This is a genomic window from Streptomyces noursei, from assembly GCF_001646665.1.
Classification (GTDB): Bacteria; Actinomycetota; Actinomycetes; order Streptomycetales; family Streptomycetaceae; genus Streptomyces; species Streptomyces lavendulocolor.
In genome coordinates this window covers 192,959-209,116 of record NZ_LWBU01000395.1, presented here as the reverse complement: position 1 = coordinate 209,116, position 16,158 = coordinate 192,959, and the positions used below count along the sequence as shown (strand labels likewise).

The 16,158-nt window shown below is 73.2% G+C and carries 16 protein-coding genes; 11 read left to right on the top strand and 5 right to left on the bottom strand.

Annotated elements, in window-relative coordinates:
* Window positions 1–49 precede the first annotated feature (49 nt).
* Both A4V12_RS32880 and A4V12_RS32875 read right to left on the bottom strand, forming a co-directional pair.
* The gene (locus A4V12_RS32880) at window positions 50–736 is read right to left on the bottom strand and encodes a DsbA family oxidoreductase (protein ID WP_423564250.1); all 687 of its coding nucleotides are present in this window, start codon (window positions 734–736) and stop codon (window positions 50–52) included.
* A 152-nt stretch (window positions 737–888) separates the two neighbouring features.
* The gene (locus A4V12_RS32875) at window positions 889–1,638 is read right to left on the bottom strand and encodes an SDR family NAD(P)-dependent oxidoreductase (protein WP_064073144.1); all 750 of its coding nucleotides are present in this window, start codon (window positions 1,636–1,638) and stop codon (window positions 889–891) included.
* A gap of 122 nt (window positions 1,639–1,760) precedes the next feature.
* Here A4V12_RS32875 and A4V12_RS32870 point away from each other — a divergent pair, with 122 nt between their 5' ends.
* Complete coding sequence (locus A4V12_RS32870) at window positions 1,761–2,195, top strand: Rrf2 family transcriptional regulator (RefSeq protein ID WP_064073143.1); 435 nt, start codon at window positions 1,761–1,763, stop codon at window positions 2,193–2,195.
* A gap of 206 nt (window positions 2,196–2,401) precedes the next feature.
* On the top strand, window positions 2,402–3,568 hold the full coding sequence (locus tag A4V12_RS32865; protein WP_234372426.1) for a methyltransferase domain-containing protein: 1,167 nt from the start codon (window positions 2,402–2,404) through the stop codon (window positions 3,566–3,568).
* A 194-nt stretch (window positions 3,569–3,762) separates the two neighbouring features.
* On the opposite strand, the gene A4V12_RS32860 is transcribed toward A4V12_RS32865, so the two are convergent.
* From A4V12_RS32860 to A4V12_RS32850, 3 genes are all read right to left on the bottom strand, one after another.
* A complete protein-coding gene (locus A4V12_RS32860; RefSeq protein WP_064073141.1) occupies window positions 3,763–4,323 on the bottom strand; it encodes a dihydrofolate reductase family protein in 561 nt (186 codons plus the stop codon).
* A gap of 141 nt (window positions 4,324–4,464) precedes the next feature.
* The gene (locus tag A4V12_RS32855; protein WP_064073140.1) at window positions 4,465–5,520 is read right to left on the bottom strand and encodes a class I SAM-dependent methyltransferase; all 1,056 of its coding nucleotides are present in this window, start codon (window positions 5,518–5,520) and stop codon (window positions 4,465–4,467) included.
* A 170-nt stretch (window positions 5,521–5,690) separates the two neighbouring features.
* Window positions 5,691–7,220, bottom strand: a complete 1,530-nt coding sequence (locus tag A4V12_RS32850; protein WP_064073179.1) for an aldehyde dehydrogenase (NADP(+)) — start codon at window positions 7,218–7,220, stop codon at window positions 5,691–5,693.
* A gap of 110 nt (window positions 7,221–7,330) precedes the next feature.
* On the opposite strand from A4V12_RS32850, the gene A4V12_RS32845 reads away from it, so the two are divergent.
* From A4V12_RS32845 to A4V12_RS32805, 9 genes are all read left to right on the top strand, one after another.
* Window positions 7,331–8,101 carry an IclR family transcriptional regulator gene (locus tag A4V12_RS32845; RefSeq protein ID WP_064073139.1) on the top strand — a complete coding sequence of 257 codons (771 nt, stop codon included), beginning with the start codon at window positions 7,331–7,333 and terminating at the stop codon, window positions 8,099–8,101.
* Window positions 8,101–8,571, top strand: a complete 471-nt coding sequence (locus tag A4V12_RS32840; protein WP_064073138.1) for a GNAT family N-acetyltransferase — start codon at window positions 8,101–8,103, stop codon at window positions 8,569–8,571. The genes A4V12_RS32845 and A4V12_RS32840 overlap by 1 nt, the downstream gene beginning before the upstream one ends.
* Before the next feature lie 80 nt (window positions 8,572–8,651).
* Complete coding sequence (locus A4V12_RS32835; RefSeq protein WP_064073137.1) at window positions 8,652–9,638, top strand: hypothetical protein; 987 nt, start codon at window positions 8,652–8,654, stop codon at window positions 9,636–9,638.
* Complete coding sequence (locus tag A4V12_RS32830) at window positions 9,638–10,885, top strand: sensor histidine kinase (RefSeq protein WP_064073178.1); 1,248 nt, start codon at window positions 9,638–9,640, stop codon at window positions 10,883–10,885. The genes A4V12_RS32835 and A4V12_RS32830 overlap by 1 nt, the downstream gene beginning before the upstream one ends.
* Before the next feature lie 29 nt (window positions 10,886–10,914).
* A complete protein-coding gene (locus A4V12_RS32825; RefSeq protein ID WP_064073177.1) occupies window positions 10,915–11,547 on the top strand; it encodes a response regulator in 633 nt (210 codons plus the stop codon).
* Window positions 11,548–11,612: 65 nt separating this feature from the next.
* Window positions 11,613–13,061 carry a peptidoglycan D,D-transpeptidase FtsI family protein gene (locus A4V12_RS32820; RefSeq protein WP_064073136.1) on the top strand — a complete coding sequence of 483 codons (1,449 nt, stop codon included), beginning with the start codon at window positions 11,613–11,615 and terminating at the stop codon, window positions 13,059–13,061.
* Between the two features lie 120 nt (window positions 13,062–13,181).
* A complete protein-coding gene (locus A4V12_RS32815; RefSeq protein WP_199831448.1) occupies window positions 13,182–13,562 on the top strand; it encodes a hypothetical protein in 381 nt (126 codons plus the stop codon).
* A gap of 35 nt (window positions 13,563–13,597) precedes the next feature.
* Window positions 13,598–14,626 (top strand): LacI family DNA-binding transcriptional regulator, encoded by a 1,029-nt coding sequence (locus A4V12_RS32810; protein WP_064073134.1) that lies wholly within the window; start codon window positions 13,598–13,600, stop codon window positions 14,624–14,626.
* 255 nt (window positions 14,627–14,881) lie between these two features.
* Window positions 14,882–16,042, top strand: coding sequence for a GH12 family glycosyl hydrolase domain-containing protein (locus A4V12_RS32805; protein WP_064073133.1), 1,161 nt, complete (start codon window positions 14,882–14,884; stop codon window positions 16,040–16,042).
* The last annotated feature ends 116 nt before the right edge of the window (window positions 16,043–16,158 follow it).

Genomic DNA, 16,158 nt, shown 5'->3' with positions numbered 1-16,158 from the left:
CCCTGGTCCGGGCGCCGCGCCGGGTCAATCGGGTTCCGCGGCGCGGTCCTCACACCGGGCAGGCGCCGTCCGCGTCGCAGGCCCCGGCGCCCGCGCCGGCCCGCCGGACCGCCCGGCCCTCCCAGGCCTGCTCCAGCGCCCGGGTGAAGACCTCGGCGGGCTGCCCGCCCGAGACGCCGTAACGCCGGTCCAGGACGAAGAAGGGCACGCCCGTGGCGCCCAGCTCGGCCGCCTCGCGCTCGTCGGCCCGTACGTTCTCGGCGCAGGCGTCCTCGTCGGCCAGCACACGGCGGACCTCGTCCTCCGCCAGCCCGGCCTCCACGCCCAGCCGGGCGAGCACCTCGGGGTCGAAGACGGACCTCTCCTCGGCGAAGTTCGCCCGGTAGGCGAGGTCGAGCAGCGCGTCCTGCCGCCCGTGCGCCCCGGCCAGGTGGAGCAGCCGGTGGATGTCGAAGGTGCTGCCGTGGTCCCGCCCCTCGGTGCGGTACGCGAGCCCCTCGGCGCGCGCGTTGGCGGCCACGTGCTCCTCCATGGCCCGCGCCTCCTCACGGCCGCGCACCACTGACACGACGAACGTCGACAAGGGAGCCCGGAACGCAACCGGCGCCATCTGGAGTCCATTGCCGGCACCGCCAGCGAAGAGGCAGACGCCGTTAGCGCCCACCTTCGATCCGCTGAAGCAAGGGGAGTTGAGATTCCCCCAACTGAGCGCATGGCGATGGGCTTCGCCGCGAATGCTCGCCACGCTGCCAACCAAGTTCGCACCTAAGAGCTCGTAACACGCTCACGATCCGGGCTTCTTGAGGTGTGTCCACGCACACGCGGGTCGTTGGCGGTGCGCGCCCCGAAGGCACGATGTCCTTCGGAGCGCGCGGCAGCTGTTCGGGTTCAGGCGTTGTAGCCGCCGTGGGCGTCCAGCACTGCGCCCGTGACGTACGACGCGGCGGGGCTCGCCAGGAAGGCGATCGCCGCGGCGATTTCGTCGGGGTGCCCCATGCGTTGCAGGGACAGCGAGCTGACCAGGGCCTTGAGGGTCTCGGGGTCCGGCGGTTGCATGCCGCCCTCCATCAGTCCGGCCTCCACGACGTTGGCCGTGATGTTCCGGGGCCCGAGGTCGCGTGCGACGCCCATGGTGTACCTCTCGATCCCGGACTTGGTCGCCGAGTAGTCGGCAAGGCCGGGGGCGCCGACCCGGGAGCCCAGTCCGGAACTCACTGTGATGATGCGGCCACCCGCGCGCAGCACTCGGGAGGCGGCCCGGATGACGGCGATCACGCCGAGGTAGTTGGTGGCGTGCATCCGGTCCAGTGCGGCGGTGTCGGCATCCGGGTCGTCCACCGTGCCAGCCACGGAGATCGCCGCGTTGTTGACGAGGATGTCCAGGCCGCCGAAGTGCGCGACCACCTCGTCGATCAGCGCCGGCGCCCGGCTCGTGTCCGCCTGGTCGGACTGGAAGGCGACGGCCTTGACTCCCTTGCCGTGCACCTCGTCGACGACGGCCTGCGCCTGTTTCTCGGAGCTGACGTAGGTGAAGGCGACGTCGGCGCCCTGCTCGGCCAGCAGTCGTGCGGTCGCGGCTCCCAGTCCGCGCGACCCCCCGGTGACCAGGGCGACTTTGCCCGTGAGTGGCTTGCTCATGCTTCTCACCTCGTTGATTGACCCTTCCCAGCAGTCGCAACGTTAATTGTTACGACAGACTGTTGCAACCTCTACTGTTACGACTGCCGTAGCATGAAGCTCTGCGGCCGAGAGGAGGAGTCATGAGCGCCAACAGCAGGCTGACCATCGCCGCCCACGCGCTGGCCTGGATCGGCCTCTACCAGCGCCAGGGCCATGAGGTGGCCACCTCCGAGCAGATCGCGACCAGCGCGAACACCAACCCGGTGGTGATCAGACGGCTGCTCGGCGAGCTGCGCAGGGCCGGGCTCGTCGAGTCCCGGCGGGGCGTGGGCGCGGGCTGGTCGCTGGCACGCGAGCTGGAGTCGATGACCCTGCTCGACGTGTACGAGGCAGTGGAACCCGGCCCGCTGTTCGCCATGCACCGCACCACCCCGGACCAGGGATGCGTGGTGGGTCACGGCATCCAGCCGGCGATGCAGAGCATCTACGAGGGCATCGAGGAGACCCTGAGACACGAGCTGGCCCGCGTCACGCTCGCGGACGTACTCCGGGACGTACTCGCGGCACCTCGCTAGCCTCCCCGTTACGCCCTGACATCACCGAGACCCCCATCCCTGCCCAGGCCGGCGAACAGCCTGGCAACCAGGCACGCCGAAGACCGTTGCGGTACCAGGCCGTGTCCTACGAGCTCGTAACTTGATCTTGTTGTAGTGCCCTGATCCGGTGTGACCGATGTGACGATTCCGCCGTTCGGGAGGATCTGAGCACCCGGCCATGGATCGTGGACGACGACCGCCCCGGCCGTACAGAGCTGGGGCGCGTCCTCATTTCCGCTGATGCCCTCTCCTCGGATTGGGTGCCGAGCTTCGCCGCCGTTCCCCGTTCCGCGTTCCTGCCGGATCTCATCTGGCCGTTCGATATGGTCACCGGGCGCAGCGTCGGCGTGTCCAGGGAGGAGGAGCCAGAGGCCTGGTACGGCTATGCAGACGCGGATGTCCCGATCGTCACTCAGTGGGACGACGGCGAGCACAGCGGCAGGACTGCGGGCCGGGTCGCCACGTCTTCAGCGTCTATGCCCAGCGTCGTTTTCCGCATGCTGCAATCGCTGGCGGTGCAGCCCGGTAATCAGGTGTTGGAAATCGGCGCGGGCACCGGCTGGAACGCTGCCTTGCTGGCACACCGGTTGAGGACGGAGAACGTCGTCACCATCGAAGTGGACGAAGCGGTTGCGGCAACGGCGCGCGGAGCCCTTGAGCGGTTCGGGCTGCCTGTCGAGGTTGTTCACGGGGACGGCTTCAAGGGCTATGCCGATCGGGCACCGTACGACCGGATCATTGCGACGTGCGGTCTGCGATCGATCCCGTTCACGTGGGTACAGCAGTGCCGACCGGGCGGGGTGATCGTGGTTCCGTGGGGCACCCATTTCGGCAATGGTGACGCTGTGGTCCGGTTGGTCGTCTCCGATGACGGGGAGAGCGCGTTGGGTCTGTTCTCGGGCCCGGTGGAGTTCATGAAGCTGCGCGCCCAACGTCTGGGGCCGGTGGTGCACCGCGAGTACGTCACGGGCAGCGTGGCTGATGGTGACGAGTCGGAAACCGATCTCGCGGAGGGGGATTTCCTGGGAAGCGGACGGTTCAGCCCTCAGTCGTTCGCGTTGGGTCTGCGCGTACGGGACTGCGTGCACACCGTTGCCGGCAAGCGCGACGGAGCACGACCGGTGTGGCTCTACTCGCTGACCGATCGGTCATGGGCCTGTGTGATGTTCCGCGACGGGGACACGGCGAGAGTGTGGCAAGCCGGACCCCGCCGACTGTGGGACGAAGCCGAAGCCGCCTACCGGTGGTGGGAGCAGAACGGCAAGCCAGGGCATGACCGGTTCGGGCTCACAGTCACAGCGGATGGGCAAGCCGTCTGGCTGGATGATCCGGCCCACTCCTGGCCGCTCTAGGACGGACTGCTACGCGCACCGCCGAGAGGCACGAACAGGGGACGCAACTCCCAGGTGCCTCGCCCGTGTGCCTGCCCCCGCACACGGGCGAGGCTTCGTCTTGCCTGGTCATAATTCTCTCCAGGTCGTGAGGCGCGGGCGGGGCCCTGCGGAGGCCTCCTCCGCTCACGCCGTCAACCCGTCACGGCGCCGGTTCATTCCCTCTCGTACGCGAGGAGCACCACCCCGTTGCCGAACGCCCGGGTGCCGGTGAGCCGCAGGGCGGTCCCGGTGTCGCGGGCCGGGAACAGCGGCTTGCCCCGGCCGATGAGGACGGGGTGGACGTAGACGTCGTAGGCGTCGATCAGGTCGTGCCGGCGGAACGACTCGGCGAGGTCGGCGCCGCCCACCGCCAGGTCGCCCGGGTACCGCCGCGCGAGGGCCCTCACCTCCTCGGGGTCCACCTCCCTGAGGACGGTCGCGTTCGGGCCGGCCTGCCGGAGGGTGCGGGAGAAGACGTACTTGGGCTTCTCCCGCCAGATCCGTGCGAACTCCCGCATGGGGGCGGGAGCGGCGGGGTCGGAGTCGGCCGTCGGCCAGAACCCCTCCATCAGCTCGTAGGTGACGCGCCCCTCCAGGAAGGCCCCCATCCCCGCGCACCGCTCGTTGAAGTACCGGTGCAGTTCGTCGTCGACCCGGTGCCAGCCGATGTCCCGGTCCGGCCCCTCCATGCAGCCGTCCAGGGACATGGACATGGACAGCACGATCTTTCCCATCGCGGACCTCGTCTCTCGTGCGTACGGTCGCGTGCGGTCGCGTACGGCGATCCCGCCTCCGGTGCGCCGCGGCGCGACGGCCCGCCGCGACGTGCCGGGAAGGAGTGCTCCGGGCCGGCGGGGGCGCCCCGCCGACACGGCCTAACCGGTCGTGGCCACGTAGTAGACGTTCAGCGGATCCCCCTCGACCGAGCGGACCCGCACGTCGGTGAAGCCCGCCTCGTCGAGCATGCGGCAGGCGGTCTGCTCGCCCCAGACGGTGCCGAGGCCGGCGCCGCCGGTGCTCAGCGACGTGGTCATGCAGTAGAAGACGGAGAAGCCGAAGAGCGTGGGCCCGAACGGGTGCCCGACGTTCTCCTCCAGGTTGCTGGAGGCGGCGATGTCGCCCATCAGGAAGGTGCCGCCGTCGCGGAGGGACGCGGCGACGGCGGCCAGGGTCTCCCGCGGGCGGGCCAGGTCGTGGATGACGTCGAAGGCGGTGACGAGGTCGTACCGCCCCCCGATCTCGGTGGAGTCGCCCACCGAGTAGCGGAGGTTGCCGACGGCCAGCCGCTCGGCCTCCCGGCGGGCCGCGGCGATGCCGTCCTCCGACCGGTCCAGGCCGTGGAAGCGGCTCCGGGGGAAGGCCCGGGCCAGGACGAGCGGGGCGTGGCCCTGGCCGGTGCCCACGTCCAGGACGTCGATGCCCTCGTGCAGCCGCTCGGTGAGACCCGGCACCAGGGGCACGATGGTGTCGACGAGGGCCGTGTCGTAGACGCGGGCCGTCTCCTGCGCCTGGAGGGCCTGGAAGCGGGGGTAGGCCGAGTAGGGCACGCCCCCGCCGTCCCGGAAGGACGCCACGACCCGCTGCTCCACCTCGCCCATCAGGGCGATGTAGGGCATCATCCCGGCGAGGTTGTCGGGGCCGGCGGCCCGGGTCAGCGAGGCGGCGTGTTCAGGCGGCAGCCGGTACGTCGCGCCGTCGGGTTCGTACTCCACCACCCCGCCGACGACCATGCCGCCGAGCCACTCGCGGACGTACCGCTCGTCCAGGCCCGCCGCATCGGCGACGTCCGCGCTGGTGGCGGGCGGCAGGGTGCTCAGGGTCTCGAACAGGCCGGTCTGGTGCCCGACGCTGATGAGGAGCGCCAGGGCCCCTTTGTTGAGCACGTCCGCCATGAGTGCGGCGAACGCCTCCTGCCGGTCGGGTGTTGTCATGATCGCTCCTCGCGCGCGGCCCGTTATGCCCCCTTTGTCACGTTACGCTCCGGCGGGGTCGCGGTCCTTGCGCTACGCGGTGACGGCGAGCCCCGGCAGCGGACGGCCGCCGGGCCGCGGCGCCGCCGTCCCTCCCCCGCGAGGGGAGGGACGGGGCGGGGGCGGCGGGGTCAGCGCTCCGGGCGTCCGTCGACGCGGCGCGGGAGGCCCAGTGGGTTGTCGTCGCGCAGTTCGGGCGGGAGCAGCGCCTCGGGGGTCGACTGGTAGGTGACGGGGCGCAGCCAGCGTTCGACGGCGGTGCCGCCGACGGAGGTGGAGGTGGAGGTGGTGGCCGGGTAGGGGCCGCCGTGGTGCTGGGCGGGGGCGACGGCGACGCCGGTGGGCCAGCCGTTGACGAGGACGCGCCCGGCGAGCGGGGTCAGTTCGGCGAGGATGCCGGCGCCGCGGCCCTCGCCGGCCGCCTCCCGCGAGGAGAGGTGGACGGTCGCGGTGAGGTTGCCCGGCAGCCGGGACAGGACGGCGGTGACCTCGTCCTCGCTGTCGTACCGGGCGACGACGGTCACGGGCCCGAAGCACTCCTCCAGCAGCAGGTCGTGCGCGCCCTCCTCGGCGAGCCTGGCGGCCGGCACGGTGAGGAAGCCGGGGCTGACGGTGTGCTCGCCGGCGGCGCCGGGGGTGACGGGGGCCTCGACGTCCGGGAGGGCGGCGCGTTCGGCGACGCCCGCGACGAAGTTGTCCCGCATCCGGTGGTCGAGGAGCACCCCCTCGCCGGCGTCCTTGACCGCGCCGGCGAGGGAGGCGACCAGGTCGTCGCCGCCCGCCCCGGTGGGTGCCAGGACCAGACCGGGCTTGACGCAGAACTGGCCCGTGCCGAGCGTCATGGAGCCGGCGAGGCCGGTCCCGATCTGCTCGGCCCGCTCGGCGGCGGCGGCCTCGGTGACCACGACCGGGTTGAGGGAGCCCAGTTCGCCGTGGAAGGGGATGGGCACCGGGCGGGCGGCGGCGGCGTCGAAGAGCGCCCGGCCGCCGCGTACCGAGCCGGTGAAGCCGGCGGCGGCGACGAGCGGGTGCTTGACCAGTTCGACGCCCGCCTCGAAGCCGTGGACCAGGCCGACGACGGCCTGCGGGATGCCGGACTGCGCGGCGGCCTGGCCGAGGAGCGCGGCGACCAGCTCGGAGGTGGCCGGGTGGTCGGGGTGCGCCTTGACGACGACGGGGCAGCCTGCGGCGAGGGCGCTGGCGGTGTCGCCGCCGGGCACGGAGAAGGCGAAGGGGAAGTTGGACGCCGAGTAGACGGCGACGACGCCGAGCGGCACCTTGTAGCGGCGCAGGTCCGGGATGGGCGGGGTGGCGGTGTCGTCGGGGTGGTCGATGATCACGCCGAGGAAGTCGCCCTCGTCCACGATGTCGGCGAAGGCGCGCAACTGGAAGCAGGTCCTGGCCAGTTCGCCGGTGAGGCGGGCGGTGCCGAGGGCCGTCTCGGCGTCGGCGGCCGCCACCAGGCGGTCCTCGGCGCCTTTGAGCAGTTCGGCGGCGGTGCGCAGGAAGGCGGCGCGCACCGTGCGGTCGGCGAGGGCGCCGCGGGCGGCGTGGGCCGCGCGTACCGCCCGGTCGACGTCCTCGGCCGTCGCCTCGACGGCGACCTGTTCACGCCGCTTCCCGGTTCGGGGGTCGACACTCCAGACTTGTGCTGCTGACACCACTGCGTCCTTCCAGCCCACCATGGTTGTTCGGTATTCTGAACAGCGTTCCTGATGATGAATGGAACTCTATTGACGGGCGTGGCGTGACCACAAGAGGGGCGAGTCGAATGTCAGCTACCGATTCCGGCGGGGCGCAGGTCAAGTCCGCCGTCCGCACGGTGGAACTGCTCGAGTACTTCGCGGGCAGTCCGGGCATGCACTCCCTGGCCGCCGTCCAGGAGGCCGTCGGCTACCCCAAGTCCAGCCTGTACATGCTGCTCCGCACCCTGGTGGAGCTGGGCTGGGTGGAGACCGACGCGACCGGGACGCGGTACGGCATCGGGGTGCGCGCGCTGCTCGTCGGCACGTCCTACATCGACGGCGACGAGGTCGTCGCGGCCGCCCGGCCCACCCTGGACCGGCTCTCGGACGACACCACCGAGACCATCCACCTGGCCCGGCTCGACGGCACCAACGTCGTCTACCTCGCCACCCGCCAGTCCCAGCACTACCTGCGGCCGTTCACCCGCGTCGGACGTCGGCTCCCTGCCCACTCCACCTCGCTCGGCAAGGCGCTGCTCGCCACTCACACCGACGAGCAGGTCCGCAAGATGCTCCCGGAGACCCTGCCGGCGCTCACCGAGCACACCATCACCGACCGCGAGAGGCTCATCGAGGAGCTGCACGCCGTCCGCGAGCAGGGGTACGCCGTGGACCGCGAGGAGAACACGCTGGGCCTGCGCTGCTTCGGCATCGCGATCCCGTACCGCACCCCGGCACGCGACGCCATCAGCTGTTCGGTGCCGGTCGCGCGGCTCACTCCGGCGCACGAGCAGATGATCAAGGACGCGCTCTTCGACGCCCGCGACCGGCTGACGCTCGCGACGAGGAGGCTGTGATGCGGGTCGAACTGCGCGAGGTGCGCGAGAGCGACCTGCCGGTCTTCTTCGCGCACATGAGCGATCCCGAGTCCAGCCGGGTCGCCGCCTTCACCAGCGAGGACCCCACGGACCGGGAGTACTTCGACGCGCACTGGGCCCGCGTCCTGGCCTCCGACGCCGTCGTCCGGACGGTGCTCGCCGACGGCGAGGTCGTGGGCCACGCCGCCGTTCACGGGCCGCCGGAGGAACGGCAGGTCACGTACGTCATCGGCCGCACCCACTGGGGGCGGGGCATCGCCACCGCCGCCCTGCGCGCCCTGCTCGACGCCGTGCCGGCGCGCCCGCTGCACGCCCGCGCGGCGGCCGACAACAAGGGATCCGTCCGGGTCCTGGAGAAGTGCGGCTTCACCGTCACCGGCCACGCCCGGGCCTTCGCGCACGGCCGGGGCGAGGAGATCGACGAGGTGCTCCTCCTCCTCGGCGGCTGACCGGCCCTCCCCCGCACGGCGGAGACGGTTCGTCACCGGGCAGGAGGCGCGGGCACCCGCGCGGACGGGAGCGTGGGGGCATGACAACGACCACGCCCGCCGCCCCCTCGACCACCCCCGCCGGGACGGCAGCCTGCCGGCCGGGCCCGGCGCGCCGCGCCCTGCGCGCCCTCGCCGTCGCGTCCTGCGTCCCCTACCTCACCCTCAAGATCGCCTGGGTGGCCGGCAGCCGGGCAGGGATCCCCGACGGCAGTGCGCTGCTGGACGACCCGGCCCTGATGGCCGCCCTCAACCTGATGACCGTCCTGATGGACGCGGCCGTCATCGTGCTGGCCCTGCTCTTCACCCAGCGCTGGGGGTCGGCGGTACGGGCCTGGCTCCTGGCGTTCCCGATGTGGGTGGCGACCGGTCTGCTGGCGCCGATCATGGTGGGGTACCCGGCGCAGCTGGCGGCCGGGCGATCGGCCCCTGCGGAGCCGTTCCTCGACGAGTGGGTCTTCACCGTCGTCTACACCGGCTTCATCGTCCAGGGCCTCACCCTCGGCACGCTGTTCGCCCTCTACGCGCGCGACCGGTGGGGCAGGGTGTGGCAGGGCAGGGTGGCGGACCTGTCCCCGGAGGCGGCCGGGCCGGTCGTCCGGGTGACCGCCGTGGCGGCCTCCGCGCTGCTGCTGGCACCGTCCGCCCTGCACGTGCTGTGGCTCTCCGGCTCGAACCGCTGGCTGCCGGCCGGACAGGCCGCGGAGCACGGCGGCGACCTGGCGGTCATGGAGGGCGTCCGCCTGCTCTTCGTGGCCGCCGCCCTCGCCGGTGTGCTGATGCTGGTGTTCCGGCTGGGACGTGCCTTTCCGTTGAAGGCGCCGCTGGCGCTGGCCTGGACCGGCTCCGCCGGAGTCGGCTGCTGGGGCGGCTGGCTGCTGCTGGCCGCGCTGATGCCGCAGGACGGTCCCGACGGGGAGCCCCCGACGGCCATGGTGCTGGCCTACGCTGGCGAGATGATCACGGGGATGCTGCTGGGCGCGTGCGTGGCCGTCCTGCTGCGGCGGCGGGCGGTGCGTACGGCGTGATTGCACCGGTCACGGCGCTGCTGGGGCGGCGCGCACGGCTGCGGTGGGTCCATCTGGTGCTGGGCGGCGCGCTGTTGATGCCGTACTGGCTGCTGGGCACGCTGGTCGTCGCGCCGTTCGCGGGCGGCGGGGGGATGTTTTCCGGTTCCCCGGCGGCGCAGTTCGGGGCGTACGGGGTGGCCCTGCCGCTCGCCGCCGTGACGGCGCTGGTCCCGCTGGCCCGGCCCATGTCGGTGGCGGCGGCGCGGACGCTGTGCGGGGTGGCGCCGGAGCGGTTCGCGGACGGGCCGGCCGGGTCGCGGGCGGCGAGGGCGCGCACGGCCGGGTGGTTCACGCTGCACGTCGGGCTCGGCGGGCTGGTCGCCGGGGCGTCGCTGGCGCTGCCGCCGTTCGCCGTGTCGGTGATGGCGCTGCCCTTCTCGGCCGCGCTGCGGGAGTCGGAGCTCGGCCGGTTCTGGTCGCTGGACCAGCGCTGGCTGGTGTACGCCGGGGTCCCCGCGGGGCTCGCGATGCTGATCGCCCTCGCGGCGGCGGCGGCCGGGGCGGGCGCCCTGCTGGCCCGGCTGGCCCCGGTGCTGCTGGGGCCCACGCCCGCGGACCGGCTGGCGGCGGCCGAGCGGCGTGCGGCGGAACTGGCGGTGCGCAACCGGCTCGCCCGCGAGCTGCACGACTCGGTGGGCCACGCGCTGAGCGCCGTCACGCTCCAGGCGGGCGCGGCGCGCAGGGTGCTCGGCAGCGACCCCGGGTTCGTGGCCGAGGCGCTGGCGGCGATCGAGGCGACCACCCGCCGCACGGTCGGCGAACTGGACGCCGTTCTCGGCCTGTTGCGGCAGGGCGAGGACGACGGGGAGCTGCCCGGGCGGCCGGGCCTGGAGGCACTGGACGCGCTGCTGGCCGCGGCGGGGCGGCACGTGTCGCTGACCGTGCGGGGCGGTGACGTGTCCGGCGTACCGGGGCCGGTGTCCCGGGAGGCGTACCGGATCGTCCAGGAGGGGCTGACCAACGCGGCCCGGCACGCGGCCGGCGAGCCGGTGACGGTCACCGTCGAACGGCACGAGGACGCGCTGGAGATCACCCTGGCCAACCCCCTGCCGGACCGGCCCCCGGCCGCCCGGCCCGGCGGCGGCCGCGGCCTGCGCGGCGTCGGGGAGCGGGCGAGGCTGCTCGGCGGCACCGCCGAGGCCCGCCCGGTGGACGGCGTGTGGCGGCTGGCGGCCCGCCTGCCGCTGACGGGAGGTGCCGGGTGATCCGGATCGTGCTGGCGGACGACGAGCGGATGGTGCGCACCGCGCTGCGGGTGATCCTGGACGCCGAACCGGACCTGGAGGTGGCCGGCGAGGCGTCGACCGGGGCGGAGGCGGTGTCCGTGGTGCGCGAGCTGCGGCCGGACGTGGTCCTGATGGACGTGCGGATGCCGGAGGTCGACGGTATCCGGGCCACCGAGCGGATCCTCGCCCCGGCGCCGGAGCCCGCGCCCCGCGTGCTGGTGGTGACGACCTTCGAGAACGACGCCTACGTGTACGACGCGCTGCGCGCCGGGGCGGCCGGCTTCCTGCTGAAGCGGGCGGCGGCGGAGGACCTGGTGGCGGCGGTCCGGGTGGTGGCGCGCAGCGACTCGCTGCTGTACCCGGCGGCGCTGCGGGGGCTGGCGGCCGCGTACGCGCGCCACCGTCCGGCGGCCGCCCCGGCATGGGTGGCGCGGCTGACCGAGCGGGAGGCGGAGGTGCTGCGGCTGATGGCGACGGGCCTGACGAACGCGGAGATCGCGCGGCGGATGGGTGTCGGCCCGGCGACGGTGAAGACGCACGTGGCGGCGGTGCTGGCGAAGACGGGGACACGGGACCGCACGCAGGCGGTGATCGCGGCGTACGAGTCCGGCTTCATCGCCCCGGCCGGTCCGGGCGCATGAACGTTTCCTGAGAAAGCGGGCGGATCGGAACCCGCCCGTTCGGGCCGTTCGTCCTTGTGTGCGGGATGAACAAGACGATCAGAAGAGCCGCCGCCTTCTCCCTGCTGCTGGTGTTCGCCCTGCTGCTCCGGGCGACCTGGGTGCAGGCGTACGAGGCCAGGGCGCTCGCGGACGACAAGCACAACCGGCGGAACGTCATCGCGCAGTACGCCCATCCGCTCGGGGACATCGTCGTGGCCGGCTCTCCGGTCACCGGATCGAAGGAGACGAAGGGCGGGGACCTCCGCTACAAGCGCACGTACGAGGACGGCGAGCTGTACGCCGCCGTGACCGGCTACAGCTCGCAGGCGTACGGGTCGAACCAGCTCGAGGGCATCTACTCCACGGTGCTGGACGGCACGGACCCCCGGCTGGGGAACCCGCTCGACGCGCTCACCGGCGAGCGGGCGGACCCCGGTGACGTGCTGACGACCATCGACCCGGCGGTGCAGAAGGCCGGGTTCGAGGCGCTGGGCGACGTCAAGGGCGCGGCCGTCGCGCTCGACCCGCGGACCGGGCGCGTCCTCGGCATGGTCAGCACCCCGTCGTACGACCCGTCGGAGATCGCCGGGTCGGTGGACGGTGACGCCTGGGAGAGGCTGACCACCGACGAGGACAAGCCGCTGGTGAACCGGGCGATCAGGCAGCCGGTGGCACCCGGCTCGACGTTCAAGCTGGTCGTCGCGGCGGCGGCGCTGGAGAACGGGCTGTACGGGTCGGTCGACGAGCCCACGCGGAGCGAGAACCCGTACCGCATGCCGGGCACCGTCAAAGACCTCGAGAACGAGAACCCCTCGGCCCCGTGCGAGAACGCCTCCATCCGCGTCGCGCTCCAGTACTCCTGCAACAACGTCTTCGGCAAGATGGCCGTCGACCTGGGCAAGGACAAGGTCCGGGCGATGGCGGAGAAGTTCGGCTTCAACGACGAGGAGCAGGACGTGCCGGTGCGCGCCTACCCCAGCGTCTACCCCTCCACGATGGACAAGGCGCAGACGGCGCTGTCGGGCATCGGGCAGTTCGACGTGACGGCCACGCCGCTCCAGATGGCCATGGTGTCGGCCGCCATCGCCAACGACGGACTGCTGGCGGCCCCCCACATGGTGTCGAAGGTCGTCGACGCGGACGGGGACACGCTCCGGTCGTACGAGGACGGCGAGGCCCGCCGGATCGTGTCGTCGTCCACCGCCGAGCAGTTGCGCAGCGCGATGGTGACGGTCGTCGAGGACGGCACGGGGTCCAACGCGGGGGTCGACGGCGCGGAGGTGGGCGGCAAGACGGGCACGGCGCAGCGCGGGGTGGACAACAGCGAGAAGCCGTACGCCTGGTTCACCTCGTACGCCAAGGACAAGGAGACCGGCGAGGAGGTCGCGGTCGCGGTGCTGATCGAGGACTCCGACGCCCGGCGCGCGGAGGTCAGCGGCAACGGGCTGGCGGCGCCGGTGGCGCAGCGGATGATGGCGGCCGCGCTGAAGTAGCCCCCGGTGGAGCGCCGTCCGGGGCCGCACGGTATGCAGGACCTTCGTACCCTGTGCGTAGGGAGGACCACCGTGCGGCCCCTGCTCCGTCTCCGTCCCCGTTCCCCGTCCGGCTGGACGATGGCGGTCTTCGGGCTGCTCGCCACCGCGCTGGGCGTGGTGGGCCTGGTCGCGCCGGACGCGCTGCTGACGGTGATGGGCTTCGCGCCCGTGCCGGACGCCCGGCGGGTGGAGGGGGACCACACCCTGGTGTTCCTGACCGCCTCGTCGATGGCGGCGGTCAACATGGGCGTCTACTACGTGCTGGCGGCACTGGCCGACTGGAAGGCCTTCTTCCGCTGGACGGTGCCGTTCCGCCTCCTCACCTGCGCGGTGTTCCTGCTCGCGGTCGTCTCGGGCCGCGCCCCGGCGGGGTTCCTGGGAGTCGGCCTGTGGGAGGGTCTGGGCGCGGTGGTGACGGGGGCGGCGCTGCGGTACGAACGGCGGGACGCGGCCGCCTGACGGTCCGGTCCCACGGGGAGCCTTGGAGGGGATGGATGGCCGGACGGGAGCGCGTGGGCCCGCCCACGCTGGAGGAAGTGGCCGCGCTCGCGGGCGTGGGACGGGGCACGGTGTCCCGGGTGGTCAACAACGCGCCGGGGGTGAAGGAGGCGACCCGGCTGCTGGTGCAGCAGGCGATCGACCGCCTCGGCTACGTACCGAACCGGGCCGCCCGCGCCCTGGCGGCCAGCCGGGCCGACGCGGTGGCGCTGGTGGTCCCGGAGAGCACCCGGCGGTTCTTCGCGGAGCCGTTCTTCTCCGACATCGTGCACGGGGTCGGCGCGGCGCTCGCCGACGCGGACGTGCAGCTGCTGCTGACGCTGGTGCGCGGCGACAAGGAGCGGCAGCGGTTCGTGCAGTACGCGCGGGCCGGCCGGGTGGACGGGGTGCTGCTGGTGTCGGTGCACGACGACGAGCCGCTGCCGGACATGCTGGCGGAGGTGGAGGTGCCGACGGTGCTCAGCGGGCGGCGGCGGGGGGACGAGTCGGTGTCGTATGTGGACTCCGACAACGCCGGCGGGGCGCGGGCGGCCGTCCGGCACCTGGTGGCGGCCGGGCGGCGGCGCATCGCCACGATCGCCGGTCCGGCCGACATGTACGGGGCGCGGTGCCGGCTGCGCGGGTACCGGGAGGAGATGCGCGCGGCCTTCGGGGAGGCGGACCCCGCGCTGACGGCGTTCGGCGACTTCACGGAGGAGAGCGGGCGGCGGGCGACCCGTGAGCTGCTGGCCCGGTGCCCGGACCTGGACGCGGTCTTCGCGGCGTCGGACGTGATGGCGGCGGGCGCGCTGCACGAACTGCGGGCGGCGGGGCGGCGCGTGCCGCGGGACGTGGCCGTCGTGGGCTTCGACGACTCGCAGGTCGCCCGGCACACGGACCCGCCGCTGACGACGGTGCGCCAGCCGGTGGAGGAGATGGGCCGGGAGATGGCGCGGGTGCTGCTGGAGGCCGTCGGGGAGGAGGGCCCCGCCGCCTGGCGGCACGTCGTCCTGCGGACCGAGCTGGTGGTGCGGGCGTCGGGCTGAGGGGGGAGGCGGCGCGGCGGAGGAGATCGGCGTGCTCCGCCACCGCGCCACCGGGGTGAGGGCGGCAGGTTTCTGGGAGCGCTCCCGCCCTCGTCCCCCACTGTGCTGACATGACGGGCTCACGTCAATGCACGCGTACGCCGTCTTGCCATCGCTCCGGGGCGCTCCTACGCTCCACCGCGGAGCACGACCTGGGAGCGCTCCCAGTACGGCACCCCCTCATACCGCCGCTGCCCCGAAGGGACACGCACCCGTATGAAGACCTTCCTCCACCCCACCCGGCACCGCGTACGGCGCCGCCTCGGCGCCCTGCGCACCGCCGCCACGGCGGCCCTCGTGGCGCTGGGCTCCCTGACCGCCCTCGTGACGGCGACCGAGCCCGCCCGGGCCGACACACTCATCTGCGACCAGTACGGCTCCACCACCATCCAGGGCCGCTACGTCGTCCAGAACAACCGCTGGGGCACCAGCGCCACCCAGTGCGTCACCGCCACCGCCACCGGCTTCGAACTCACCCGCGCCGACGGCTCCGTACCGACGAACGGCGCGCCCAAGTCGTACCCGTCGGTCTACAACGGCTGCCACTACACGAACTGCTCCCCCGGCACCAACCTGCCGATGCGGATCGACGCCATCGGCAGCGCCCCGTCCGCCATCACCTACGGGTACGTCGGCGGCGCCGTGTACAACGCCTCCTACGACATCTGGCTCGACCCCACGCCCCGCACCGACGGCGTGAACCGCACCGAGATCATGATCTGGTTCCACCGCACCGGCCCCGTCCAGCCCATCGGCTCGCCCACCGGCACCGCCACGGTCGGCGGCCGCGCCTGGGAGGTCTGGACCGGCAGCAACGGCACCAACGACGTCATCTCCTTCGTGGCGCCCTCGGCGATCAGCAGCTGGAACTTCGACGTCATGGACTTCGTCGACCAGGCCGTCTCCCGGGGCCTCGCCGGACCGTCCTGGTACCTCACCAGCATCCAGGCCGGGTTCGAGCCGTGGCAGAACGGCGCCGGGCTGCGCGTGGACTCCTTCTCCTCCGCCGTCCACGCCGGCGGCACCGGCCCCACGGACCCGGACCCCGGCACCCCCGCCACCGCCTGCCGCGTCACCTACACCCCCAACGTCTGGCCGGGCGGCTTCACCACCGACGTGAAGGTCGCCAACACCGGCTCCGCGCCCGTCGACGGCTGGCGGGTCGCCTTCGCCCTCCCCGCGGGCCAGAGCGTCACCCACGCCTGGAACGCGACCGTCACCCCCGCCGCCGGCACGGTGACCGCGACCAGCACGGCGTCCAACGCCCGGATCGCCCCGGGCGGCAGCCAGTCGTTCGGGTTCCAGGGCACCTACGCCGGCACGTTCGCCCGGCCCGGCCAGTTCACGCTCAACGGAACGGCGTGCGCGGTGGGATGACGCCCGCTCCCCCGGCCGTCCCCGCCGGCGGCCGCTGCGCCGGTGGGGACGGCCGGGCACGCCGAAGCGGCCGGCCGGACCCCCCGGGGCCCGGCCGGCCGCTTCGGCGCGCAGAC